This window comes from Psychrobacter sp. 2Y5 (assembly GCF_051847375.1).
GTDB lineage: Bacteria > Pseudomonadota > Gammaproteobacteria > Pseudomonadales > Moraxellaceae > Psychrobacter.
Genome location: NZ_JBPYDA010000003.1, coordinates 49,351 through 75,670 on the forward strand (window position 1 = coordinate 49,351; position 26,320 = coordinate 75,670).

The following is a 26,320-nucleotide window of genomic DNA, read 5'->3' on the forward strand; positions in this document are numbered from 1 at the left end:
ACTTTATGCCCAAAAGTCGCCATTATACGCTTATCACTGTGGCGTGCTAGTAACCTAGCAAAATATAGCAATCATAATTACTGTATATGGTTACTTATCTATTTGTGCCTATATTATTATCCCTTATCTATTTGCGCCTATATATTGTTACTATTATATAGTTACTATAGCCCAATTTCTTAAACCCAAGACAGTGCTACTAGGAGTTTGTTGTTATGGCAAGTTTTTCTACTAATGAATTTAAAGCAGGTCTAAAGGTCATGCTTGATGGCAACCCTTGTGCCATTATGGAAAATGAATTCGTCAAACCCGGTAAAGGACAAGCATTCAACCGCGTCAAGCTACGTAACCTGCGTAGCGGTAAGGTACTTGAGCAAACGTTTAAATCAGGAGATAGCTTAGAAGCCGCTGACGTCATCGATACGGAGATGGATTATCTGTATACCGATGGTGAGTTTTGGCACTTTATGGACTCTGAGAGCTTTGAGCAGATCCAAGCGGACAAAACGGCAATGGGCGATACCCCGCAGTGGCTAAAAGAAAACAGCAATGCCACTTGCGTGATCACACTATTCAATGGCGTGCCTTTATCTATCACGCCGCCAAACTTTGTAGAGCTACAGATCACTGAAACCGATCCGGGCGTTCGCGGCGACACTTCTGGTGGCGGCGGCAAACCTGCAACTTTAGAGACTGGCGCTGTAGTACGCGTACCCTTGTTTGTGCAGCAAGGTGAAGTGGTACGTGTTGATACACGTACGGGTGACTATCAAACTCGCGTAAGCTAACTCCCTGTCGTCTTGATAAGAGTCGAATAAGAAAGGCTTAATCGGGTAGCGATTAAGCCTTTTTTTAAGATTGCATGTGAGTTTGCTTGCGTTTGAGCTTACGCATTAACTGACTGTTTATACATCAGCCAATACTGAACTAAGGCATTTAATTGCTCTTTTTTGAAGGGCTTACTACAGTAGTCTTGCATACCCACTTGCAGGTATTTTTCGCGCTCGCCGTCCATAGCGTTGGCAGTTAGAGCAATGATAGGTGGCAGATCTTCGGCATCAAACATCTCTTGCAGCTTAATAGTCGCCTGTATTCCATCCATGATAGGCATATGATGATCCATCAAAATCACATCGTAACGTTTGGGGTTCGCGACAAACTCGTCAATGGCCTTTTGTCCATCAGTGACGTGCGTGACCTCATGGCCGCTACTACGCAAGGCCTTTAGAGCGATCATCGCATTGACATTATCATCCTCAACTAACAGCACATGTCCGTTATAATGCCATTCAGGTTCGATATCGATATGATTGGCTTGTTGCCAGGCGGCATACTGCGGTTTATCGATTACTTTCAAAGGGAGTAATAGCTTAAAGGTGGTGCCTTCACCGACGATACTATCCGCCCAAATATGACCACCCATTAGCGCCACTAGTGACTTACAGACCGACAATCCAAGACCGGTACCACCGTATAACCGATGCGTTGATTTGTCCGCCTGATTGTAAGCGTCAAAGATCGCATTCAGCGACTCCCTTTTTATCCCCACTCCAGTATCTGAGACGGTAATAAAAAAAGCCATATCGTCATGGTTAATAGGGTGATCAGTGGCATCCGAGACTTCTCTTTGAGCATTAAACGCCTCCAAATCACTATCTTTGGATGGTCTAACATCAAAGACAATGTGACCGCCCTCGCGAGTAAACTTAATAGCATTACTGATCAGATTAGAAAAAATCTGTTTAAGCCGTACTGGATCGCCTTCTACGTAGGAGTTTAGAGTATCATCGTAGTGGTATTCTAAAGTCAACCCACGCTGAGTAGCTTTGGTAGTAAATAAAGTCACTACTTCATTGCAGATAGTGGCTAAGCTCATCGGTACCGTATCAATGACCATTTTACCGGCTTCAACTTTTGATAAGTCCAAAATACCGTTGATAATGACCAGTAGATGATCTGTCGATACTTTTATATTATCGACATAGTTTTTTTGTTCAGCACTCAAAGCCGTCTCATCAAGCATATCGACCATACCGATGATACCGTTCATAGGGGTTCGGATCTCATGGCTCATATTCGCCAAAAAATCTGACTTCATATCGTTGGCATGCTTGGCAAGACGTTGCTTTTTTTGTAGCTGCAGCGCATCAGCTGCCATCTGAGCAAACTGCGTTAAGTGCTTGGCTTGCTCTTCGCTAAAGTCATAATGTGGCTTGGTATCCATAAGGCACAATGAGCCTAGACGATAGATATGGTTATCTTCGTGCAAGATAATAGGTGCGCCCGCATAAAAGCGTAAATTGGGATCGGTGGTGACTAAGCTATTATCAATAAAACGCTCATCTATCGATAAATCGGCAACAACAAATACTTCATCAGAGAGCACGGTGTAATTACAAACCGCCACGCCACGAGTGGTGGTGCAAGTATCGCCAAGCCCGCGAGGTGACTTTAAATACTGGGTATCCTCATCCATAAAAGTAATGGCGACTATAGGCATGTCAAAGAAGGTTTTCACCAAGTCAGAGAGGCGCTCAAAAGTTGGCTCAACATTCGTGTTGAGGACTTGATACTCTTGTAGCTTAGCGATGCGTGCTTGTTCATCTTTTGCTTGCGGATAAGTGGACATGCCTTCTCCAAAACGATTATAAAGTAGCCGCTGTAGCAGCCGCTTGCTTGCTGAGTATAAGTAGAGTCTCACTTACCATAACCATAGCAATGACTGAGGTTACCGCCACTGCCGAACCATAACCGCCGCAGTTTAAGCCAGCGGACTGACCTATCTTTTCGACGCGCGGCGGCTCAGTTGAATAGACACATTTGATGCCGAATTTTTCTTTCATTTGGCTATTGATACCTTTTTCATGACGCAGCTTGTTACGTAGTCTTGCCAGTAAAGGATCTTGATAGCTGTCTTTTAAGTCGCTAACCGTGATCTGGCGCGGATCTATTTTGCCGCCTGCCCCGCCTGCACAGATAAGCTTTAGCTTATTAAAACGGCAATGCAAGGCAATAGCAAGCTTAGCACTCATATCATCGACGCAATCTAAGATAATAATTGGCCGATTCTGCGCCATAGCTTGCTTAGCGGCGGCGCGATCAGGTAATAACTGCGCGACATTATTAGGCGTCAAAAAGTCATCAACTAAGTGCAGCTCTATGTTTGGATTAATCTCGCGCATACGCGCGCCCATAGTGGCAATCTTACTCTGACCAAAACTGCTGTCAAGCGCTGGTAGTTGCCGATTGACATTGGAGGCGACTAATACGTCTAAGTCGACTAGCGTCACACAGCCGACAGCGGTTCGCGCTAAAGCTTCAGCCACCCAAGATCCGACTCCGCCAACACCAATCACATAGACGTGCGCGGCTGCAAAGCTTGTAAAAGCATCAGCGCCATACAGCTTTCGTGTGCCCTGAAAGCGGCGCTGATATTGACTATCATCAGCTACTGTCGCCATCATTTCAGGTCGCTCGCTATCGGCGACTTTGCTATCGGTTATGGTGGATTGATCTTTCATGCATTAACACTCTATTTATTGACGCTATTTATTGACAATACTGATATCGATGATAAATGATTTGCACTACTCGCAGCGTCGCTTCACTGCGCAGGGGCAGGCTTTTAATTACTAGAATCAGTACCAAAATTAGCGCTAGGATAAGACCACGACTGACCTAAACTATCGATACTATTTTGCCATAGTTGCTGAGCAAGTTTTGCCTCATCGACTGCCAGTAGCTCGCTTAAGCTCGCTAACACAAGGGGCAAATTAGCGGGCACGTTGCGATTATGACTGTCATTACCCTCGTCACCCTCCCAAACATTATCTGGGCTTTGACCTTGGTTTTTGCCTAAAGCGGAGGCGTTATCGTTAGAAGTCTGACAGCTAATCGGCGTCATATCTGGGCAGTCAGTCTCTATCACTAAGCAGCCGATACCGTACTCAGCAACGGCGACTTGCAGCGCGCGGCGCAGCTTTTTGGCATTAGGGTTGGTGATTTGTCCGGTCACGCCAAGCTTGAAACCGAGCTTCACAAAAGCCTTAGCTTCTTGTTCACCGCCGCTGAAGCTATGAGCAATACCGCCTAAGGTTTTGGCATCATAAGCGTGTTTTTTTAATATCGCTAAAGCCTCAGCATGAGCTTTACGAATATGTAGCATCACCGGTAATTGATGAGCCACCGCCATATCAAGCTGAGCGCTAAAAAAGCGCTGCTGCTTAGCAAAGACCTCAGGCTCTTTCATCTCTGCAGTAAAAGTATCGAGCCCAATCTCACCAATGGCCAGAGGACGCTGCTTATCTAGCATCTCTGCCATTGCATCTAAGTGCGCTTCGGTATGCTGCTCTATATAAAAAGGGTGTAGCCCTAGCGCAATATGAGCTGCAGGGATGGAGCTGCCATCAATGTCTACCGAATCAGCTGCGTTGCTTGCAAACTCACGCTTATCAAAAAAATGCTGAACTTCATAAAGCCGGTCGAAGTGACGATACAGATAACCCACTAGCACTAAATGCTCGACTCCGCTCTGATAAGCGCGCTGTACTTGTCGCGCTCTATCTTCATCGAATACAGGAGCATCAAAATGGGTATGTGTATCAATTAAAGGGTAACGAACAATGTCTTTATTATCCGTTAGCGATTGGATGGTATCAGCCATAAACAGCCTCCTTACACTAACTTATTACTATCACTAATCTGCGATTATTTAGCAAGGCTAGTTTTTATTAATATCACTATTATTTTCAATATATGTTGTGGCGTACGAGCATCAGTGGATTGGACTGACCTGCTATTTACTGTTTAAACATCTATATCGTTAACACTTAAGATGACGTCATACTCGTTGAAAGCGTCACCATATAACTCGGCTTCACGATATCTTGTAGCTGAGTGAAGGGAACCACGAAATCCACTTCCTGAAGCTGAGTATTGAGCAGCTCTCCGGATTGATAGACTAAATGCAGCCCTTGCTGATCTATATACCACTGCTCAGATAGGGGGAGCGGCCATTGTTCTAGATCCTGCTGCTCAACCCCTTGCTTAGTGAGCCATTGCTTTTTGACTGCATTGAAAGCCGATAGTAGTTTTTGGGTATCGGCGTCCGGTAATAAAATATCCTCTACGGTCAATTGTAGCTTTTTTTGCATATCTAGCATCACGTAGTCGCGGCGCCCTTGCTGATGATCCTCGCTGCGCTGCTGAGTCGATTCGACCAACAGATAACCAGTCATCACAGCGTCGTCAGTATTAGAGTTCGCTACAGCACTGTCAGTATTCAAGCTTTGGTTGAGGATTAAGTCGGTATCAATACGTTGATAGTTAGGCTGTGAGCTGACTCCTTCACTGCGAAACTCTATTTGTTTTAACAGCGCTGATACGGAGTCTCTTGCCACTTGTTGTTGACTGGTAAAAGGCGTGTCTGGCGATAAGGTCCTGGCAACAGTTTGCCACATGATGTTGGCAAGCCAAGGTTGAGGCGGCGTAAAGGTTAAGGTGTTGAGTTCCAAATACTGACAGCTCGTTTGCTGCGCATCACAGTCAGGTTGGCGCGCGATGGTTTGTTGTTTACTGATATTAATAGGCGACGCTTGCTTATGGCTTGTCTTGTCTAAAGAGTTAGCGGTGTTAGCAGTACTAGACTGGGAGGATTTATGATTCTCTATCGTACTATGAACACCGATTTCATTAGCTGCCTCCTCCTCCGCTTGCTTCTCGAACATAGACTCAGGTTGCGGCGCACAGCCTAACAAAATAGTGCTAGCCAATACAACCGCTGTCGCCATCGACATGAACCGCATCAAAACGAATCCCCTAGAAAAGAACATCAAGGAAATGACGGAAGAGTTTACACGTATGTGTGTGTCGTGATGGCGTCTCATGGAGTCAGCTACAGTAAAGAACTGGTTAAAATAATAACACAATGCTTGGTGATGCTCGACAATATTACGTAGTGATAACTTTAACGCTGAGCAAAGTCTCCATAGTATAAAGGCTTAGGATAGTGCTTCGAATGATGCCAAGTTATTGCGCGCCGTTTTTATTTTGCGCCATCTGCTTGCTCTGCGTGTCATTAGCATTTTGATCAGAGGCGCGACTCTGCTCATTGAAAAGACGGTTGGCGCTCGGATGCGTCTGCCGACTGCTACGCCGAGGTATTAAGAGTAGAGCCGTCCCGATAAGGCTTAATGTAAGCCATTTTTTCTTATTCATAACGCTCCTTTATGACGACCACTAAGTTATGACGACCACTAAGTTTATAACTTATAACCACTCTTAAAACTACTGGCTAATGGGATAAGTAGTGATACCTGCATTTGGGCTATCAACGCGCGTAAACCCTGATGGCGGCGTCACTTGTTTTGGCGTCTGATCGCGCTTGGGGATTAGCGGGTTGAGCGGCATGAGCTCAAAGTCTTTACTGACGTCACCATTCCAGCCCTTGGTACCGCTAAGAGGCAGCTGCTTAATCGTACCATTCTTGTCGATAACCAGCTGTAATACACGCATTTGATTGAATTTGCGCTCAGTGACGCTTGCCACCGCTCCGCCGTCACGCAAAATCGTCGGCTGCAAAAATATAATTAGATTGCTCTTTTGGGTACTGTCATTATCTGAGCGAAACAAGCGCCCGATCACTGGCACGTTACCTAAACCTGGGACTTTCTGTTGGCGAGTCGTCGAGTTATCACGCATCAGGCCACCTAGGGCGATCGTCTGCTGATCGTCTGCCAAAATAGTGGTGTTAATCAGGCTTTTATTGGTAATGATTCCACTTGAGTTGCCAACGCTTCCTGGTACTACTGATGAGACCTCTTGCGAAACCTCCAAGCGTACGGTACCGTTTTCTCCGATATGAGGAATGACATTGAGATTAATACCGATATCTTGGCGCTCAATAGTCTGAAAAGGGTTATTCGAGTCATTACCGCTAGTGGTAAAAGAGCCGGTGACGAAAGGCACGTTTTGTCCGACTAGAATGCTCGCTTTTTCGTTATCTAAGGTCAAAATAGAAGGCATAGACAATAGATTAGCACTGGTCGAGGAGTCAAGCGCTTGTAAGATAGCACCATAAAATTCGGTATTACCTTGGCTGTCTTTGCGGCTATCGCCAATCCCTATCAAAGCGCCAACGATTGAATTGGCTGCTGCGCTGAGCCCAGCAGCACCCGCCGCGCCGCCACCTGCCAATGCAGCTGCCGCTAAGGACGTCGCGCTAGCCCCAACGTTATTGAAATTCACGACTCCCAAACCGCTATTGGCATTACCAAGCGCCCATTGTACACCCAACTGGGTCGCATCATCGCCCGATACTTCCACGATAGCCGCTTGAATGAGCACTTGCGCGCGGCGATTGTCCAATTGATTGACCGCCTCTTCAATCTCAAACATCAACTCAGGCGCGGCATTGACGATGACGGCATTTTGCGTCTCATCAGCAATAATACTAAAAGGCCGACCGGTGGTACTATCGTTCGCGCCGCCAGTTGTGCCGCTAGTTGTCGAAGGGGTACTGGCATTATTAGCCGCAGTATTGATCAGCTCATTGGCAGCACCATTAAGCGTAGCACCTGTACTACTAGCGCCGGTCAAGGAGGCCGACTCTAGAGTGGAGGTTGCCCCTGAGCTATTAAGAGACTGATTAGCCAACAAGCCCCGTAACATATCAGCGATATGAGCGGCGCTGGCGTACTTCAAGCGAAACACACGCAGACCACTAAGCCGCCGCGATGGCGTGGTATCGAGCTGATTGACCATCTCTTGTACCTTGGCAATCATCTCCGGACTGCCTTTGACTAGCAATCTATCGCTTGCGCTATCGGCAATGACTTTGAGCTGATCGCCGCCTGCTGCCTGACCGCCGCCAGTGCTCACCAGAGCGCTAATTAGATCCATCATCCGCTCAGAGTCGACATGGCGTAGCGGTATCACTTGCAGACTATCATTGACATTGCTATCCAAGTCGCGAATCAGCGCAGTAAGCTGGTTTAGGCTATCGGCGCGATCAGATAAAACGAGCGCATTGACGCCTGGTACGGCAGCAGCATGAGCGGACTGCGGCATCAAAGGCCGAATAACGCCTAAGATCTCAGCGGCTTGAGTATTGGTCAGATAAATCACTCGGGTGGCCAATGACTCACCAACGCTATCACCGCGCAAATCTACCGCCACGCCCGATTGCTTAGCGACATTATCCGGAACTAGCTTGACTGTGGTACCCGAGTCTATCGCTGCTATACCATTGACTTGCATCACACTCAAAAACAGCTGATAAATCTCATCACGCGATAAAGCACGGTTGGATATGACAGTGACATTGCCATTGATACGTGGATCAAGGACAAAGTTTTGATCGGTAATAGTAGCCACTTCGTTAATAAAAGCTTTTATATCGGCATCTTGCAAATTGACTTTCCAACTCTCAGCGCTCGCAAGACCACAAGACGCCGCCCATAATGGCAGCGCCAAATATAAAGGCCGGCACAGACGCAGCAACCGCTGTATAGAAAGACGTAAAGATGTCATTGAAAACTTATCCAAACTTACCATGGTTATGATTACCCATTATGATGTCACTTGTGAGGTACAAGATGCTACAGGCTAACATACTGCTAACTGGCAGTTATAAATTAACGCGGTAAAACTTGTGTACGATAAACTGATAAAACTAAATTATGATAAAAATATCTTCGCGCTACCCTAAAACTGCTGACGAATAGTAATCACCTGCTCGCCTCGTTGCACCTCAATCTGCGCCTCGCCCGATTGCTGCACTTGTTGCAAGACAGTCGCATCTTGCACAGGACTGCTACCAACCGTCTGCCCGTTGACTGTCAGCACTTTGTCTCCAGCCTCGAGCCCTAAACGATTGCGTAATCCTGATGGCATAGCTGCGGTGACTTGATAGCCCTCACCTGACGCCATGACGCCCATACGGCTTAGATAACTGGCTGGGTTTTCTTTTAGCGCGCTTACTGCCTCATCGATAGCGGTGCTCGTGTCGGCAGGTTCACCCTCTTCTGCTAGCGGATTATCAGTGGCTATCGGCGGGCTTTGGGTTGGCAAAGGCAGCGTATTGCTTGAATTATTAGTATTAGGTAAGCGCTGATTGCCAATAGCGTTATCATCCAGCCCTCGCTGATCAAGTGGTAGCGCCTCTGGCATCTCGATGACGGTTTGCTGATCGGCGGCGTCCGCAATAATAACCGCGTTCCAATCTACACTGATAAGCGTAAAGCCACTATCTTCCAAGCGATCACCGATACGATAGTTTTTGACTTCACCGTTGACGTCTAACAGCGCTGACGACAAGCTATCAGGTATGGCGAGTAGCACTCCTTTTAGCTCTACATTCGGCGGCGGCTGGACGGCTGCCGCGACAGGTTCAGGATCTGCAAAAATGGCAAACAAATTGCTATTATCGACGGAGCTATTTGCGTTATTTTGAATAGCTTGCAGCGGTAAGGCTGGGGCTAGCGGCGGCGCTAATATAAGCCACAATAACCGTGCTGCTACCCAACACAGCCAAATAATCGCTAATAATAACAGCCAAGCTGAAAAGCGATTGAGAGTATCCATCACCGGCTTTAGTCGCGCGCTCATACTCATTATCAATTTGCCCCTAAGCCGGTTAATAACGGCTGACGCACACTAATGACTGGGGTATCTTGCGGCGCTTGGCCTTTATATTCTGGCATGTTCTCGAGTAGGCGCTGGGTCAGGCTGACATCTAGCATATTGTCGCCATCTAGATACAAGTCGCCTAAGCGTTTGTCTTGATTATTTAATAAATTGACATGCAATAGGTGGTTATCGTTTTTTTGTTCCGTACTGAGCTGCGCTCGCATGGTCGGCATCGTAATGTAGAGTATCTTGCTAGCATTGGGATAGCCCACCTCACCGCCAACCCAAGTCAGCTGACCATCCGCTTTATGGAAACCTGCGCTCTTCTCTCCCGCCGCTGACTGACGCTGTAAAGAGACGTTATTGAGCTGAATAGGCGTATTTGGTAATTGCCAATTGACAACACTTGCCAAAGTTTCCGGAGCGATCTTGCCGCTCATATCATCCACTTGCCATGAGTTGCGCCCTACTTTGACTTGACCCTCTAAGCGCGTTTGGCCGGTAGTAATCTCAACGTCAGCGCCAAGCTTTCCCAAAAATAACTGCCACGGCTGCCAAGTCCAATTGGCCGAGCCGGTCAGCGCCGTACTCGTTTGTGGCAACTGCCAAATAAGCGCGCCTTGCCAGACATTGCCGGATACTTGCTGCACATAAGGCGAATTGGGAGCATATTTTTCGACTATCCATGCCGCTGGCATTTGCAGTACTGCAAATAGCGCAAACATCACCATACCCACCAGCCACCAGAGCTTACGCGGACGTTTATTGGACGATGTAGACAGTTTTGGCACGAATAAAAGACTCTTTTAAAGGGGTTAAAAGCTCATTATCATAGCAAATAATCCGCTATAGGTGATATAAAAAAACCAGTATTCTTAAATAAAAATACTGGTTTCTTGCTCAAGCTTAGCGCCGATTATCGTACTGATTTTATAGCTTTATTAAATAGCAAACTCGTTTAATTCACGGCCAGCTGCCATAGCTTCTACAAGCCAAGTCGGCTTGCGACCACGTCCTGTCCAAGTCTCCTCACTGTTGTCCGTGTTGCGATACTTAATGCTACGCTTCTTCTCAAGCTTCTCACCAGCTTTTAGAATCTCGTCAATGCTGCTATCGGCGTCTTCAGCGATTTTTTCAAATTGCATATAAGCATCATACAAACGCTGATGCTGTTTTTGATCGATAAGCTGCTGGGCATTTTCAGTAATTGCACGCAGTTGATCGACGTCCAAGTTTTCTAAATCAATAGGGGTGTTATTCTTCATAGTAGCCTCGGTATAAAAGTGTTCATTATAAGGAATAGACTTAATAGCCTAAAATTTATAATCCATTGGTCGACATTGTCTTTAATAGCTTGGTCCATAATTAGCGATGCGAGTATTCGATTATAAATACAAAGTGATTAATTCAATCTAAATACAGATTGGATTAACTATCTGCATTATAACAAACTCTATTAACTATAATAGTCTATTTATAATTCATTATAGATAGCGTTACTTTTTAGAAAAAGAACATAAGTTCTTTTTCTCTTATAGAGTATTAAATATAAAAGCATACGATGCTACTAGAGTATAAAATGCTGCAAAAATATATCTCTATATTTTATTTTCATCTTTTATAATTAAGACATTAAACTAAAAACACATTATCTTTACCTATCAAGATAACAATAGCCAAATAAAAAAAGAGCCTATTTGCATAGGCTCTATCTGATTTAATCAACACTATTAGATTACGTATTCATCAAAACGGTTAAGTATATAATATAAAGGATTACATATTATAAATACTTCATAATCATACACTTAAAGCAGATAAATACAACATAATTTTAAATATATTTTAAATGCCTCAATATAGCTATTATTATCTCTATAAATACAACTTTTATTCAACCTAAACACTCTGATCTACGATTGCTTCTAAAAACCGTTCTGACCATTATCTTAGTCTTGTAAGCTAACGTTATACACTTACCAATATTACGCAGCGTCTTTAATAAAATCCTCAATAACGGCAACACTGATCAAATCAATAATACCACCTTGTTCAGTGTACATAGCTTCATACAACTTTTCTTCATACTTACTATCGTACACGTCATAAACCTCATCATGAATATTTGGTCTAGCCCGTGTGCTTAGATAGTATTCGTCATTCCTGTTTGCAACAACAGTCTCTTTATGAATACTGTCTTTTAACACGGTCTCAAAAACTTCACGAATGACAATAGCTTCATCATCGCTTATATCGAATCTATCTTTGATATCGTCAAGAGCATCGTCTATGGTCGCTTTTTTCATACCGCCGCTTTGACCGCTTTTTGGCTTAGGATTAGATGGGGGTTTTGGGGATGGTGGTTTACTAACAACTTCATTTACTTTTTCGCCTAAATAAGGTACTGCGCCTCGAACCAGTTTTATGTTTTCAAGTATTTTTTTTATTTGAGACTCGCTATTACTCTTAAACAAACTTAGCTCAACCGCTTCGACAAACGAGCAAAGCGTTTTAAACTGCTGATCTAACTGATAAAAACTAGCGATAAAATAAAACTGCTTTTTATATCGAGATAGCAGCGAAACGTACTCTCTTCTATTTTCAAGGTTTGGCAGCTTCTGCTCAACTATCTTTTTATATCTGACGTTAATATTACTTAAGATAGCATCTAAAGCAGACTGATCCTGAGATGCTTTATTTTCGGCTTCTTGATAAGCTTTTACATAATCAACTATTTGCTGTTCAGTGAACACATTTTCATCAACGATCTCTTTGTATAGTGCTTCCAAAACTTCTCTCGTTGGCTCTGTTTGTTGATAAGGCGAGCCTTTTCGATGCTTGTTAAACGCGTCGAAAATATTGGCTGTGTTATTAGTAAAGTCGACCACTAATATTTCGCTTTGCTGCTTATCTGGGTGTTTTCTATTCAAGCGTGAGACAGTCTGTACTGCGTTAACTCCATTGACCACCTTGTCTAAGAACATTGAGGATAGAAGCGGCTGATCAAAACCTGTTTGAAATTTATTAGCAACAACCAAAATACGATTTATTGGTTTTTCGAACTCATCCTCTATCGTAGCTTTGCCTAATTCATTTAACTTGTTTTCTTGTATTTTCTCTTTAGTATTTGGATGCGTAAAGTCACTAAACGCGTATAACACACCCACGTTTAGACCCTTCTCTTTTAAGATTTTTTTTAGGTGATTATAGTACTTTAAACCTGCTACACGTGAATTGGCTACAACCATAGCCTTGCCTTTACCTTGAATAGAGTGCAAGGTCTTTTTCTCAAAAAGATCTACTATTATATTGGCTTTGTACTGAATGATCTCATCGTCTTCAAATGCTATGTTTTGCATGAGCTTTTTAAGTACAGCGACAGGATACTCATCTGTCGTTCGAGCCAAGCTCTTATTTTGCAAGTGATACATTGTTTTGTAGGCAATGATGTTACTTGCTACATCCAAGATATAGCCCTCTGTTATTGCCTCTTCTTCGGTATAAACGTCAAATGGTTCACCAAAGAACGCCACCGTTTTTGGCGTGGTCGTCGCGGTAAAGGCTACAAATATTTGATTGCTGATATTAAGCTTTTCAAACTCATCGACTGCTTTTGTTTCTGCTTGCTCAGCTTTGGCTTCATCAAGGTCATCACTAGTATCACTGTCATTGAAGAACTGACGCATGGTAAGCGATAACTTACCGTCTTGTGAGCGATGCGCTTCATCTATCAAAAATGCGACTTTACGGTTACGAAGCGATTCGTCATTTTGTAGTTTATCTTGAATGTAGCTAAATTTGTGAATGGTAGATACGATAATATCCCGATCTTTTTCAAGAAACTTCGCAAGTTGGGTAGAGCTTTTAGCAAAGTTGATTTTTTTACTTAGGTGACTAAATAGCTTTAGATCGTCTGTTATGTTTTTATCCAAAGCGGTACGGTCAGTCAGAATGATAATATTATCAAACACCTTTTGATTATCAGAGGTGTACAAGCTATCTAATTGGTCTGCCATCCATGCCATCGTAAGCGTTTTACCTGACCCAGCAGAGTGGTTTATTAGGTACTTATCACCAAGTCGTTGTGGCAGGTTCAGTCGTTGCTCACTGTTATCTAATACGTCATTTGCAAGGTTTTGACAGGTACGATGCTGATGATAACGCGGAAAAATAGTAAAGCCATCACTGATCTGTTTACCATGCTTGCTCTTTGGCTCTACCAACAATAAATAATGCTCTAAGTATTTAGTAATGTTCTCAGGCGATAGTGCGTGCCGATAGACATGCTCTACAGGGTACTCACCCTCGGTCTCTGACTGATTATATAAGCCTGCATTAAACCAGCGAAAGTTATCATAACTGCTAGGGTCAGTGGCAATTTTGGCTTCTACGTTGCTGAGTGCAATATATAGAAAAGGTAATTTGTATATCTGATCATTTAGATTACGCCCCAAAAAGTCTTTTTGTATGGCGTCATCGACGCTCTGACCTTCGTCTTCGTGCTTGAGTTCTATCACTATAATAGGCAGACCATTTAGCCAAATAACGAGATCGATACGCTCTTTTGAATCTACATTATAATAATGCTCGTCATGGTAGCTAAACTTGTTTTGTTGATAGTGAGACTCTTGCGTATCACTGGTGTATGAGCGCGGCTTTTGTGCGTATAGCTTGAAGGTAATGCCTTTGACGTTTAAGCCATTACGCATGACATGCCACATCGGCTTTTTGCTAACCTGCTCTCTTAACGCTTTGATAATTTGGCTATCAGTATCGCTATGGTAGAGGTTCTCTAACTCAGCGTATTCATCTGCTTGGGTCACCTTGATAAATTCAATGAGGTCACTATCGATAATGTGCCAGTCTTGTTTACGATCTTTTTTGATCGCAAAAGGCTTTGACTTACTATCCTTGATCGCCTCATAGCCATGCGTGTTTCGCAAAAAGTCACAAATGTGATCTTGAAACAGTTTTTCTTTATTGCTTGGCATGAGGCCTCCTTATTTTAGTTATACTTTTTACCTATCTACTCAACCCTATCAGTAACTTGCTTTTTACCCGTGACACACTCATGAATTAGGCTTTTGCGATAGTTTTGTAGAGTTTTAATTTGAGCGTTGATATATTCTTCTAGCTTTAAAGATTTTTCTAAGACGATATCTAAGTAATCGACGATTGCTTTTTGCTCCTCAACGGGTGGATAGAATAGGTGCAACTGTTTTAATGTCTCTTGTGATATATTTTGCTGCCCACCACCATAAGCCTGAGCTATTAAATAATCTCTTGCATTTAACATGAGATAATATGAAAACTTTGGATTGATTTTTGAAGAGAAATCCAACGCACAACATGCTTGATTAATCGCTCCCTCGAAAGTCATAATCCCGACTTTACCTATTGTTGCACCATACATCGCAACTAATAACGTATTTTCAGGAAATACCTTTGCTGATGAATTTTGTATCGCTAATTCATTAATTTTTTTCTTAGTATCATAAACATAGCTATCTGTCAGGTCACCGCTTTGAACCCAAAAAATATCACCATCATAGTAGCTTTGATTAGTACTTTGAGGAGTGCCACCACTTCCAACATTATCACATAGACGAAACAATTTATCGTAAGTCCAATGACTAGGAATCTCGCCTAGCCATTCGATTCCGCTATCTTTAGTTTCACAATTTATATTAAGTTTACTTTTTCCTGTGACTGCTTCATGGATTATACTTTTTCTTTGTAGAGATAAATTGTGCAATTGTGCTCTTTTGATACTAAGGACACTATCAACTCTAGCAGTCGCCTTATCTAAATACTCAGCTATGTTTATTTGTTCTTTTAAAGGAGGAAGATTGATATAAACTGTTTTCAAATCATACACATCAAACCTAAAAACCTTTATTCCAGTTGCAAACTTATTCAACTCACTACCGAACACTTTTGAAGCATAAAATAAATATTTGCCATCTAAAATATTTCTGTTAGGTTTTAATAATATTTGTTCGCCCCCAACTAACCCTATATCTTTTCTATTGTAAAAAACAGAGTGGCCTAAATCTTCCATTGTCTCTGAAGTTGAGACGAATATTACATCTCCATAATCTACTGTTTGAGAGCTTTTATAAAACTCATTATTTACATAGAAATTAAATTGTTTATCAACTAGCTCAACCTTGTATGTTTTTCCATATTGTAAGGCAACATATTTTCCTTCTGATAGTAAATCATTTTTTCCAAAACAAGAGTTTCCTCTAATAAAATCACATATATTAACTAGCCGTTTAGTTTTCCAATGACTAGGAGCCTCTCCTAACACATCAAAACCACTGTCTGTGTAGCTGTATGCCTTCATAATCTTATTCGCCCTCTAATGCTTTAATTTCGGCTAGCAATTGGGTCGCCTCTTCTTCTAATTGCCAAAACTGCTCAATCAGTGCATCACTATTCTCAGGCTCTTGGTACTTGTAGAAATACTTATTCGGTAATATCTCGTAGCCCAGCTCTTCAAACTCTTCCCAATCGATGATTTCATAATCAATTTCTTTGGCTAAGAAAGCATCGATATATGCGGTTTTGTCATCCTCACTACGATCAAAAGGAATGTACTCGTTGTCTTGTATGTAGTGGCGATGATTGTAATTTGCCGTTATCTCTTTTGTTTTAATCCATGCTTTAATCTCTTTCAACGAGCTGTCTTTTAGGTCTACTTCCTTCTCTTTTACCGCTTGAGCAAGCAAGGTTTCAAAGGGCTTCTCGTCATCAAACGTGAAGTGATAAGCCTGATCGTTGACCGTGACATCCATAGTAAAATCACCATAAAACTCAAACGCTTTTTTTACGTTAGAATTATTAAGCTGAATAGTAAACGGCTCATCTATCCACATCTGCTCGCCGTGTTCATCCTCCTGCCAGAAGACGACTTTGACCTTGTGAAATGCAAAGTCATAGGCATGAAACTTTTTACTCTCGTCAGTGTCTTGCCATGTCTCAAACTGCTCATGTATCCACGTTCTATGCCTGTCAGAGATTCTGTTACGCTTATTACCAAACGACTTTGGTTCTTTTTCATAATGGTTGCGCGCATTTATAATCAGTACATGATCTTTTTTATGCGCAGGTTTATTATTATTCAGCACCCAAATATAGGTATAGATACCCGTGTTATAAAACATCTGATCAGGAAGCATGACGATACTGTCTAATAGGTCATTCTCTAGTATATGACGACGTATCTCGCTCTCACCTTGGGTTGCATCGCCATTACTAAGCGGCGAGCCATTAAACAAGATAACTATTTTTGAGCCGCCTTCACTAGCAGGCTTCATCTTCTCTATCATTGTCAATAAAAATAGCAATGCACCATCATTGCTTGGTGACATACCTACCGAATAGCGCGTAGATTTGAGTTCTTCAACGTGCTTTTTGTATGGTGACCAATCAACTCCAAAAGGTGGGTTTGAGATCATATAATCAAACTGTTTACCTGCGTGCTGGTCACCATCATCATCGATCATTTCTAGATGTGGAATCAGCGAATTACCATGAGTGATATTACTTCCAGTCTCACCTTTTAGTAGCATATCCGCTTTACACATAGCGTAGTTTTGCGCCAACAGCTCTTGACCACTTAATAAGATAAGATCTTCAGCATTAGCAATACCTTCATCCGTCTTGGCTTTGTCAACTAAGTGCTCTTTAGCAATTGACAGCATACCGCCTGTACCGCAAGCTGGATCATAGATTGAAATAGCCTCCTTACTCACTTCTGGATCAAAATCAATCTCCATCAAATCAACCATAATGCGAATGATCTCACGAGGTGTAAAATGCTCACCTGTATCTTTGGCATCGTCCTGTGAGAACTTTTGCAACAGGTTTTCATAGACATAACCCATTTCAATATTTGACAAGCGCTGTGGGCTAAAGTCCTCTTCTGCAACCAGCTCTATAATCTCATACAGTCTTTTTTCTTTAACCATCTTAGTAACGGCTTGCTGATACTCAAACTTTTCAATTATTTCTAAAACATTTGGACTAAAGCCGTTGAGAAAATCACGAAAGTTCTTTTCTACCGATGTCGAGCTTTCGTCAAGTATGCCTTTAAGCGTCCAGTCAGTAGTGTTATAAAAGTCAAACTTATCTCTTTCAGTACGCTTCAACCTTTTAGCCAACTGCTCACGCTTTTGCGATGCATTATCAGTATTGTTTTCGATATCTTGCTCTTGTAGCGCATTGATATTCTCATCAGATAAGCTGGCATCTTTTTGAATAATATCTTGTTTAGCTTCCGCTCTTTTTGCCTCAAGTACACATTCAATCCGACGAATCATTATCATAGGCAGTATGATGGTTGGGTAATCCTTGGCTTTGAACTTACCACGTAAGCTAATCGCACCTTTCCATACTTCATTCGTTAGATTTTCAAGTTGTGCTTTATTTAATGACATAAACTAGTCTTCTTTAATTAGTAATTTGATTAAAAAAATTGCTCTTTTCGACTTATATAGCTGAACACCTGCTATCGTTTGTCTTATATTCAATCTAAAATTTTTTGACCACAGCAGTTTAATTCTGTTTAGCTGGAAGAGGTTGGTCGAGTTTAGATAAATCTACATTTGGCATCATAGAAAGGTTATATTGCCACCTTCGGTACTGCGCTGCCCATAGCGTTTCTTTTGCTTTAAGTTCCTGTTCTAAATGATGGATTTGGTTTCTTAGCTCAGCATTTTCGTTTATAAGCATATCAATAGTCACATCGCCCATCGTCTCAATGACTTGTGACTTTGCCTCTTTAAGCGTTTGCTTACGCCTATTGAATGCTTGTTTAACTTCAGGGTAGCGCATTAGAGTAAACTTAGAGACTGAATCTTTCCCTAAAGTAGAAGCAACTCGGACAGCAAACTTATCCCATGTCAGTTTACCTGACCATTTTTTTAAGATGTCATCAACTAAATCCAATTCACTTTCACTTATAAGTTTTGGTTTCATAACCCACCCTGTAAAATCGCTAGAAAGTTAGACTCTGCTGTCATAGTAATCTTTTCACTTAAGGTTGAGTTCTCTGCGACCTCTGTAGAATATCCAAGCTCGTTCAGCGCTATTCGCGTTAAGCTTACATCTAGCTCTTCTGGAACGCGAATAATAAGCCCTTCAGGGTATTCATCGTCATCTAAATATGTCAATAAAGTCTTGATTATTGCAAGTTTCTTACTTTGGTAAATGACCCAACTACTCGCACCTGAATAATCGTTATTATCAGCCTCTACTGCTCTATTAAGCTCACGTTTGACCACCTGTTCTAATTCTGATAACCGCTCTTTAGTATTTGGCATACCTTTGATGCAAGAGTGTTCTTTGCAAGTTACACATTCACCTGCTTTCGAACACGGTGACATAGTCCAATCATGCTCACAGTATCCAAACCCAGAAGCTTGAACTACACCATACCGATCTTTATGACCTAGCATCTCAAAAGTAACGGGCACATTAACCTTTACAGCTTGTAGAGCTTTAGTCGCATCGTGAGCCTCTAGGCCAAGACTAATTAGCTTTCTTGACTCCTTTGCCAATTCCTCCATAGGACGTAAATCATAAGCTCTGTTGTCTTGAATACGGCTACGTCCTGCAAACATTGCTAAGTCTAATGACTCCATTTCGCCACGCTCAGCCATTGTAGACAACCAGACACGAATTTGATGCGAAGTAATTACTAAATTATCTCCGTTTTCATCCTTTAGTCCCACAGATGTAAATAACGACTGTGCTGTTTTGCTCTTTAACCCGCTATGAATAGCCCCTAAGGCATTGTTTAGTTGATTTATAGTAGGAGCAGTAAAACTATAACCTTTAGACTGAAACTCCCTATGCAGTTCATTGTCTCTAACAATACATAGCATGTCTGATATAGGTTTATTAATTTCCGAAAGATTTGGAAACTTAGGGAACGACTTTTTATAATTTTCTACAGTATAAGCAGCTAAATCTCGATAAGTAACATAGTCTTTTATTTCGAAAAGATTTTGAATCCACTTTTGCTTGTAGAACGTCAAGAAAGCACTTCTTTCTATAGATTCAGCAAAATCACTCGGTATATTATCCTGTGAAAGCCCCATAGCTGCTGCAAACTCCAGAATCGTCAGTGGATCATCTTCATGGTGATTTGCTTTGGTAATACATCCATCGTGTCGATAGAACTCATTAGGGCGCTTAATTGACCACTGTACAGCTCTTCTAGCAGGCTCTCCGATGTCAATGAGCCTTTGTACTGCTTCTCTCACCGTTGGCTCAATTAGAGGGTGTACAGGCTTTGGTATAAGCCCACCACCTTTAGCAGCAACCCAACGAATATTTAAAATAGTATGCTCTTCTTTAACGACTTTACCCGAGTCATCAACTACCTCTTTAAATGCTGTTGTTTCAAACAAACAGTCTGTAGTCAAAAAATGCAACTCTCCACCTCTGCTTGGAGCAGCCATTAATAGTACAGCTTGAGATGAATAAAAATGTTCATAAGGCGTTTTAGCTAACCGAAAAGCATCCGCTAGACAACTGATTTGATGACTGGTTAACAATCTATTTTCTTGCCAAGCTCTATCTTCGTGCGAAGTTCCTGAAGCCTTTTCATTTGGGCGTTTCCAAGGATTTTTCCATGTTGGTATCGTTAGGTTTATTTTATACTCTCGAATACTATCCAATAAACTTTCAAGCGCTTGACCCGCACGATATAATGCACCCGCAGATAGACGGTTTTCTAAACTCTCAGTAGTTTTTCGTAGTGTTATACCATTGAAATCAAGAATATCAGCCCTTTCATTAGTTTCGATTAACATTTCATAAATAGTTTTTAGTACAACCATATAACTTGCGGGATTTCTTTCCTTCCATGTTTGCAAATCTCTTATATATGCTTTTGCAAAGTCTCTAAACGGTTGTAACATTAACTCCCCAGTCTTATTACCTTGCGATTTTGGCCCAGTAAAATGCATAGATGAGGTACGACCATTTTTATATATAATCTTCCAGTTGTCGCTATTGAATCCGCCTTGATCTTTATAGATACTCAAGTCATGTTTGGCTCTCTCAATAAAATCAAGAAGGTTCTTTTCGCACTCAACTTCATGCTTTGGCTTAAAGGGAATAACCTGTGTCATATCAGAGAACCTCTTCTAGCTTGATTTTATCGCATGCGTTCATAATAGCTTTAACGTGGGCTAGCTGAAGGTTAAACGATTGCAAAATCAAATCGCTAGCTCCCATAGCTTGCTTATGTTCAACCTCTTCGACTAAATCAAGCAAAACATCTTCCCAAGGAGCATCTAGTAGAGGTTGAAACTGACTGCACAAAAGGCAGGCTTTTAGCCCACTATTACAGGCAGGAGAGCCTCCACAGTTACCTACCTGAGAGTTTGTAGATTGGAATACGCGGCTGTTAGGATCATCACCTCTTAATGCCTGATCTTCAGAACGAATAAGTCGCCCTTCAAACTTTGCAGATAACAATTCCATTGCGTCATTCATCTTGTCAAAAATTCTCAGCGCTAACTCACCTGTATGCTGAGTATATACACTTAACTGCTGAGTATCTGAATGATCAAGCAAGTAGGCTAGCTGCACACCTGTAATACCATTCCTAACAAGATTGGTCGCTCTAGTTCTCCTACACCTCATGGGTGTAAAGTGAATGTAGTCGCCTGTACGCTCAGAAATAGCATCACATTTACGAGATATTTGTCTATCCATATAATGAACGTCAGTCGCAGATAGATGTAAATAATCAGGAGTATTTACAACAACGTCTTTATAGTCGCCTACTTTCATTTCTCCCAATGAATCGCGATTCAAAAAAATAGGTAACTGTTCAATATCGTTATCGTCAAGTATAGGCAATTTAGAAGAAACAAAGGATTTAACCTCATTAATTTGATTTACTACAATCAAATATAAGTCTTCAGTAATAGTTAAAGACCTGCATTCAGAACGGAATTTACCACCTCTTTGTTTCGCTCTTGGGATATTAATAGAATATATATTTCTATTATTGACCACTTTATGAGTAACGTCACATATTCTTAACGCTCTGATTTGGCTTGGTCTTCTAGCTGTTGCATATATCAAATAGAGCCATGTAAACTCCTCTAAAGACAAGATTTTCTCTTGGAAAGCGTTACCCGCCCATATTAATAATGATTGCTGTTCAGTGAGCGTATAAGCGCCCGTATGAGGACATTGATGTAAGACAGCTTTACCTTTTACATTTCCCTTTAAGACTAGCCGATCAAGTGTATCTGATATATCACTATTAACCCCTGGATGTTTCCACTCAACCCAATTTCTCAGTAATGAGCGAATCGTTCCCAACTTATACTCATTTTCAGAGTCTAAAGTTGATTTATACTTCAAAATTAGCTCTGAGCTAATTTTGCCACCTGTGTAGATATTGGGATCTAACAAATATTGCTTAAAATAATGCCAACAATTTTGAGTATGCTTTGCGGAGACCTCTTCAGCCATCCGTGCAGTAGTGAGCTTAAACCCTTGTAAAACACTACCTGAAACATTCCCTACATTACCCCAATTGATACTGTACGAATTATCCAATTTCCAAACATCATCTTGAAAACTTGATTCATAGCCTGCCTTGGATCTAATAGTAAAAGCGTCTGAAATTTCAAAGTCTTCTACATAATCACTCAATACTTGTGCAGTGTTCATCTCAATTAATCATCCTTAGGGTTAATAAGAAAATCTATGTTTTGCATTTCTTGCAACAGTAGTGATTCAGCCTGTTTTTTAGTATGCCTCAAGTTGTAAATACTCGAAGAACTCTCATTTTTATGCCCCATAAGATACATTCTACGCTCAAGTTCTTGCTTTTCTGAGATGATATCGTGTAAGCGTCCTTCTTCTCTTGCCTTCTCGTTGTTTTTATCAATACTAATGGATAGCCTATTATTAAAATCATGCCTAAAACCGTGCCTAGTTATTCTCCTTGCGCCATTAAACCCATGCTTTTTGATAAAGTCAGCTAAATTTTCATCCTCTGCAACTTTTTCAACAATTCTTGAGAACTGTATTAGAGAAATGGGATTTCCTGCACTTTTCCCTTTATTGGATACGAATAAGAAACTATGCTTATTTGCATTACGCATAAGCGGACGTTCTTTAATAACGTATGCTCTAATCTCTTCAGATAATTCAGGTGTTATATAGATATCACGCTCAAGAGTTTTAGCATTAGGTTCGATTGACCTATAAGTATCTTCAAGGTCATTATGTCTACGACGAACTTCGATTATATTTTGAGAAAATTTGATATCAGTTATCTTTAGCTGAAGAATCTCTCCACTTCTCAGACCTGTCTCATAAAGTAATCTGAACAAAAGGTAGTTTCGATTTTTAACCAACTCAGTGAAAGGATTCTGGTCATTGAGCGGTCTTACCAACTCCATGACCTTAAAGAACACTTCTGGAGGTGGGGCTTTAGCATCAGGATCGAACGTTGTTCTACGACTACCACCTTTAGGCTTTTTACTTAAAAGCCACTCTTTCGTTTCTTTAATGATCTCAACATAGCTTGAAAAGCTTGCTTTATTCCTGAGAAGGTTATTTGCTAAGAATTCAAAATACTCAGCAACCACTTTAATTCTTTGATTTTGTTGGGCAATGGATACAGTTAGCAATGGCGCTTTAGATGTAGGTTTCTTGAATTGAGTTACTTTATTATTTGAATTATTTAGCTTTCGAGCAGTTTTTGTTTGAAGCTTACAATGCTCAGCAAGTGATTGAATTTCGGAATGTGAGAAAAACCGAATATCACTACTACCTTTATTTTGTGATGCTGTAATTATCCTATCAGACAGACGAGATTTTATTTTCGCTTCCCAAAGACTGAGATGATATAGGTGATTAATATATGCTCTTTGAGTTGAGTGCGTATAAGATCGTACAACAGTAGTCATGAATAACGTTATCCAAAAGTCAGGAATACCATTTTCATCAACAAGAAGAGAAAACCTTTCACCACTTGTCTCAATAAACTCTTTTCTCTTTAGGACTGACATCAGGCTACTACTCTAAGTAAATACAATAAATACTATTATACAAAGTTATTAAATAAAAATGCAATATATTTTAGACATTAAAATAGCTCAATGATATTATTATCAATGAGCTATATAGTTATAAATACAACATTTATTTATTGTATAAGTTAGAACGGAATATCATCATCGACCGGACCGTCTGGCATGGCGTTAGGTTTAGACTGCGATGCCTGTGCTGGTTGGTTAAATTGATTGTTGTTCTGAGTAGGTGTACCTTGATTGCCATAGCCACCTTGCTGATTACCTTGTGCTGCCGCTGCTATACCACCAGCTTGACCCTGCTGACCACCAAACCCTTGTCCACCGCCTTGGTTACTATAGCCACCTTGCTGACCACCTTGACCACCGCTAGCGCCATCTAGCATCTGCATTTGATCGGCGCGAATTTCGGTAGCATAGCGATCACTGCCGTCAGGAGCTTGGTATTTACGAGTGCGCAGGCTACCTTCGATATAGACTTTACTGCCTTTTCGTAGGTACTGAGCGGCAATTTCACCCAAACGATTGAACAGTGAGACACGATGCCATTCAGTGGCTTCTCTTTTTTCGCCGCTTTGTTTATCGGTCCATTGCTCAGAGGTGGCTACTGATATATTCGTAACACTACCGCCATTATTGAATTGACGTGATTCGGGGTCCGCACCAAGATTGCCGATGATGATGACCTTATTAACTCCGCGCATAATGTCTTCCTTTTATAGATGATTTTGTTGATAAGCGCTAAGCTCTTATATAAAAGCCTAAATAGCTTACTTTAATCTATTTTTATAAGGTCAATAATTATCAACCCTAATTTTCAATTAATATTATAGGTTCACTTTATACGTTTTTTTCGTAAATATCTAGACACACTTATTTATAGACGACAGTTCATGTCGTTTACTATCATACATTTGTGTGCTAGCTAGCCTAATATAACCGTCGATACTTTCAGTACAGTCAATACTATCGCAATCGTATCGGATCTTAATAGCTCAATTATATATTTAAAGGGCTTTGTGCTAACTTGGCAAGCTCTTGCTTTGCTTCATCTGTTAGCTGGGTTTTATCCAGTTTTAGATAAGCCACTTGCTCTTTTGCCATGACGACTAGCTCATCGACGCCATTGATTGCCATCATTTGTCGCGACCAATCCTGAACATCGATGTTATTCGGAATTGTCACTGTGGTACTAGATAGATACGGCGGCTGCGAGATGGGCAGAATGATTAGTAGTGCCACAGCCATTATTACCGCCAAAATACCCCATGCCAACATATTAGGCTGGCTGAGTAACAGACCACCCATCGCGCCGCCAACGAAGGCACCGAAGAACTGACTTGATGAATTCAGCCCCATCGCCGTGGCTTTGTTCGCGACTGGCGCGCGCTTAGAGATCCAAGACGGAATGGTGGCCTCAAGTAAGTTAAAGCCCATAAAGTACAGCAGTAACCCTAAGATAATACCGACACCGACTTGGCTACCTAAAGCCAATAATACTAATGCGGCGGTCATTAAGGCGATAGCAGCCAAAAAGACTTGGCGCATCTTACGCTTCTTTTCAGCGATAATAATAAAAGGTATCGCGACGCCAAAGCCGATAAATAACAGCGGCAAATACACTAAGCCTTGCTGACGCACCGACAAGCCCATGACTTCCGTTAGCTGATGCGGCAAGATGACAAATATCGCGGTAAGCGTCAAATGCAGCGCAAATATACCGAAATGCAGCCGGTTTAGATCGCCAATTTTGAGCACCGTCGCTAGCTGTTCACCGATCGATTTGTTATCTAAGTTATGTTTGAGGACCCGTAGCGGCGTCGGTACTACGAACAATAGCAACATAGCCAGTACGGCAAAGCCTGCGGTCAACCAAAACAGCCCTGACATCCCAAGCGAGCCGACTAATAATGGTCCAAAAGCAAAGGCGAGCATAATAGAGGTGGCAATGGTCAAACCCATAGTGGCCATCGCTTTGGTGCGCATCTCCTCGCGCGTGACGTCGGCTAAGAGCGCCATTAGTACCGCCGATACGGCCCCACTACCCGCGAGTGCGCGACCGATAATAACCTCGTAAATATCTGTGGCGTTGGCCGCAATAACACCACCAAGCGCAAACAATATCAGACCGAGCATGATAATAGGCTTACGCGGAAACTTATCGGCAGCAAGGCTCATCGGAATCTGAAAAATAGCTTGACCCAGACCATAAATCCCGACGGCTAAACCAATCAAAAAAGGCGTCGCATGCGCATAAGTGCTGCCATAAACAGAAAACACCGGCACTATCATAAACAGGCCAATCATCCGCAGAGCAAAAATACCACCTACCCCTAAGATTGCCCGTTTCTCTACGCTATTCATACTTGCCTCACTGGTTCATCTTATAACATCTGATAGCTACAGCTTGCAGACCACTTAAGTGGATTGATCTCCAAGCCTGATCCTACAAAGGTTGATTAAAGCTGGCTTAGAGACCTCAAGCACCGCATGACGTTATTATATCTGCGCTAGCTTCAGCTCCAAATCAAGCTCCCTAGTATAAGACATTCGCCATTTTCTTGCCGAGACTTTTATCACAAGGCGCTCTCTGCTGCCTTTATCTCTATAGTTTT

19 protein-coding genes are annotated in these 26,320 nt (G+C 41.8%); 1 reads left to right on the forward strand and 18 read right to left on the reverse strand.

Annotation, left to right across the window (positions count from 1 at the left end):
- The first annotated feature begins 215 nt into the window (after positions 1–215).
- Complete coding sequence (gene efp, locus ACS8E3_RS03860; RefSeq protein ID WP_439241435.1) at positions 216–788, forward strand: elongation factor P; 573 nt, start codon at positions 216–218, stop codon at positions 786–788.
- A gap of 98 nt (positions 789–886) precedes the next feature.
- Here the strand turns inward: efp and ACS8E3_RS03865 are convergent, their stop codons facing one another.
- The 18 genes from ACS8E3_RS03865 to ACS8E3_RS03950 form a co-directional block, all read right to left on the reverse strand.
- The gene (locus tag ACS8E3_RS03865; protein ID WP_439241437.1) at positions 887–2,629 is read right to left on the reverse strand and encodes a GAF domain-containing hybrid sensor histidine kinase/response regulator; all 1,743 of its coding nucleotides are present in this window, start codon (positions 2,627–2,629) and stop codon (positions 887–889) included.
- A 16-nt stretch (positions 2,630–2,645) separates the two neighbouring features.
- Positions 2,646–3,461, reverse strand: coding sequence for a tRNA threonylcarbamoyladenosine dehydratase (locus ACS8E3_RS03870; RefSeq protein ID WP_439241931.1), 816 nt, complete (start codon positions 3,459–3,461; stop codon positions 2,646–2,648).
- A gap of 164 nt (positions 3,462–3,625) precedes the next feature.
- Complete coding sequence (locus tag ACS8E3_RS03875) at positions 3,626–4,663, reverse strand: TatD family hydrolase (RefSeq protein ID WP_439241439.1); 1,038 nt, start codon at positions 4,661–4,663, stop codon at positions 3,626–3,628.
- Between the two features lie 166 nt (positions 4,664–4,829).
- Positions 4,830–5,804, reverse strand: a complete 975-nt coding sequence (locus ACS8E3_RS03880) for a hypothetical protein (protein ID WP_439241441.1) — start codon at positions 5,802–5,804, stop codon at positions 4,830–4,832.
- A gap of 223 nt (positions 5,805–6,027) precedes the next feature.
- Positions 6,028–6,216: a hypothetical protein gene (locus ACS8E3_RS03885; protein ID WP_439241443.1), complete on the reverse strand. Its 189-nt coding sequence runs from the start codon at positions 6,214–6,216 to the stop codon at positions 6,028–6,030.
- A gap of 69 nt (positions 6,217–6,285) precedes the next feature.
- Complete coding sequence (gspD, locus tag ACS8E3_RS03890) at positions 6,286–8,553, reverse strand: type II secretion system secretin GspD (RefSeq protein ID WP_439241445.1); 2,268 nt, start codon at positions 8,551–8,553, stop codon at positions 6,286–6,288.
- A 150-nt stretch (positions 8,554–8,703) separates the two neighbouring features.
- Positions 8,704–9,606: a type II secretion system protein N gene (locus tag ACS8E3_RS03895; protein ID WP_439241447.1), complete on the reverse strand. Its 903-nt coding sequence runs from the start codon at positions 9,604–9,606 to the stop codon at positions 8,704–8,706.
- A gap of 8 nt (positions 9,607–9,614) precedes the next feature.
- Positions 9,615–10,418 (reverse strand): type II secretion system protein N, encoded by an 804-nt coding sequence (gspN, locus tag ACS8E3_RS03900; protein ID WP_439241449.1) that lies wholly within the window; start codon positions 10,416–10,418, stop codon positions 9,615–9,617.
- Between the two features lie 150 nt (positions 10,419–10,568).
- Entirely contained in the window at positions 10,569–10,892 is a 324-nt protein-coding gene (locus ACS8E3_RS03905; protein WP_439241451.1) for an H-NS histone family protein, read from the reverse strand.
- 720 nt (positions 10,893–11,612) lie between these two features.
- Entirely contained in the window at positions 11,613–14,618 is a 3,006-nt protein-coding gene (locus tag ACS8E3_RS03910) for a DEAD/DEAH box helicase family protein (protein WP_439241453.1), read from the reverse strand.
- A 35-nt stretch (positions 14,619–14,653) separates the two neighbouring features.
- The gene (locus ACS8E3_RS03915) at positions 14,654–15,976 is read right to left on the reverse strand and encodes a restriction endonuclease subunit S (protein ID WP_439241455.1); all 1,323 of its coding nucleotides are present in this window, start codon (positions 15,974–15,976) and stop codon (positions 14,654–14,656) included.
- A gap of 4 nt (positions 15,977–15,980) precedes the next feature.
- Positions 15,981–18,071 (reverse strand): class I SAM-dependent DNA methyltransferase, encoded by a 2,091-nt coding sequence (locus ACS8E3_RS03920; RefSeq protein WP_439241457.1) that lies wholly within the window; start codon positions 18,069–18,071, stop codon positions 15,981–15,983.
- A gap of 118 nt (positions 18,072–18,189) precedes the next feature.
- Entirely contained in the window at positions 18,190–18,612 is a 423-nt protein-coding gene (locus tag ACS8E3_RS03925) for a hypothetical protein (RefSeq protein WP_439241459.1), read from the reverse strand.
- The gene (locus ACS8E3_RS03930) at positions 18,609–20,774 is read right to left on the reverse strand and encodes a hypothetical protein (RefSeq protein ID WP_439241461.1); all 2,166 of its coding nucleotides are present in this window, start codon (positions 20,772–20,774) and stop codon (positions 18,609–18,611) included. Before ACS8E3_RS03930 ends, ACS8E3_RS03925 begins: the two co-directional genes overlap by 4 nt.
- A 1-nt stretch (position 20,775) precedes the next feature.
- Complete coding sequence (locus tag ACS8E3_RS03935; RefSeq protein WP_439241463.1) at positions 20,776–22,335, reverse strand: site-specific integrase; 1,560 nt, start codon at positions 22,333–22,335, stop codon at positions 20,776–20,778.
- A 5-nt stretch (positions 22,336–22,340) separates the two neighbouring features.
- The gene (locus tag ACS8E3_RS03940) at positions 22,341–23,684 is read right to left on the reverse strand and encodes a site-specific integrase (RefSeq protein ID WP_439241465.1); all 1,344 of its coding nucleotides are present in this window, start codon (positions 23,682–23,684) and stop codon (positions 22,341–22,343) included.
- Positions 23,685–23,833: 149 nt separating this feature from the next.
- Positions 23,834–24,409 (reverse strand): single-stranded DNA-binding protein, encoded by a 576-nt coding sequence (gene ssb, locus ACS8E3_RS03945; protein ID WP_439241467.1) that lies wholly within the window; start codon positions 24,407–24,409, stop codon positions 23,834–23,836.
- Positions 24,410–24,704: 295 nt separating this feature from the next.
- On the reverse strand, positions 24,705–26,069 hold the full coding sequence (locus tag ACS8E3_RS03950) for an MFS transporter (protein ID WP_439241469.1): 1,365 nt from the start codon (positions 26,067–26,069) through the stop codon (positions 24,705–24,707).
- Positions 26,070–26,320 lie beyond the last annotated feature (251 nt).

Coding starts and splice junctions, on each gene's coding strand:
- ACS8E3_RS03915 (WP_439241455.1), bottom strand. CDS start 15,976: ATGAAGGCATACAGCTACACAGACAGTGGTTTTGATGTGTTAGGAGAG.
- ssb (WP_439241467.1), bottom strand. CDS start 24,409: ATGCGCGGAGTTAATAAGGTCATCATCATCGGCAATCTTGGTGCGGAC.
- ACS8E3_RS03935 (WP_439241463.1), bottom strand. CDS start 22,335: ATGAACACTGCACAAGTATTGAGTGATTATGTAGAAGACTTTGAAATT.
- ACS8E3_RS03880 (WP_439241441.1), bottom strand. CDS start 5,804: ATGCGGTTCATGTCGATGGCGACAGCGGTTGTATTGGCTAGCACTATT.
- ACS8E3_RS03875 (WP_439241439.1), bottom strand. CDS start 4,663: ATGGCTGATACCATCCAATCGCTAACGGATAATAAAGACATTGTTCGT.
- gspD (WP_439241445.1), bottom strand. CDS start 8,553: ATGGTAAGTTTGGATAAGTTTTCAATGACATCTTTACGTCTTTCTATA.
- efp (WP_439241435.1), top strand. CDS start 216: ATGGCAAGTTTTTCTACTAATGAATTTAAAGCAGGTCTAAAGGTCATG.
- ACS8E3_RS03885 (WP_439241443.1), bottom strand. CDS start 6,216: ATGAATAAGAAAAAATGGCTTACATTAAGCCTTATCGGGACGGCTCTA.
- ACS8E3_RS03920 (WP_439241457.1), bottom strand. CDS start 18,071: ATGTCATTAAATAAAGCACAACTTGAAAATCTAACGAATGAAGTATGG.
- ACS8E3_RS03910 (WP_439241453.1), bottom strand. CDS start 14,618: ATGCCAAGCAATAAAGAAAAACTGTTTCAAGATCACATTTGTGACTTT.
- ACS8E3_RS03925 (WP_439241459.1), bottom strand. CDS start 18,612: ATGAAACCAAAACTTATAAGTGAAAGTGAATTGGATTTAGTTGATGAC.
- ACS8E3_RS03940 (WP_439241465.1), bottom strand. CDS start 23,684: ATGTCAGTCCTAAAGAGAAAAGAGTTTATTGAGACAAGTGGTGAAAGG.
- ACS8E3_RS03865 (WP_439241437.1), bottom strand. CDS start 2,629: ATGTCCACTTATCCGCAAGCAAAAGATGAACAAGCACGCATCGCTAAG.
- ACS8E3_RS03905 (WP_439241451.1), bottom strand. CDS start 10,892: ATGAAGAATAACACCCCTATTGATTTAGAAAACTTGGACGTCGATCAA.
- ACS8E3_RS03950 (WP_439241469.1), bottom strand. CDS start 26,069: ATGAATAGCGTAGAGAAACGGGCAATCTTAGGGGTAGGTGGTATTTTT.
- ACS8E3_RS03930 (WP_439241461.1), bottom strand. CDS start 20,774: ATGACACAGGTTATTCCCTTTAAGCCAAAGCATGAAGTTGAGTGCGAA.
- ACS8E3_RS03895 (WP_439241447.1), bottom strand. CDS start 9,606: ATGAGCGCGCGACTAAAGCCGGTGATGGATACTCTCAATCGCTTTTCA.
- ACS8E3_RS03870 (WP_439241931.1), bottom strand. CDS start 3,461: ATGGCGACAGTAGCTGATGATAGTCAATATCAGCGCCGCTTTCAGGGC.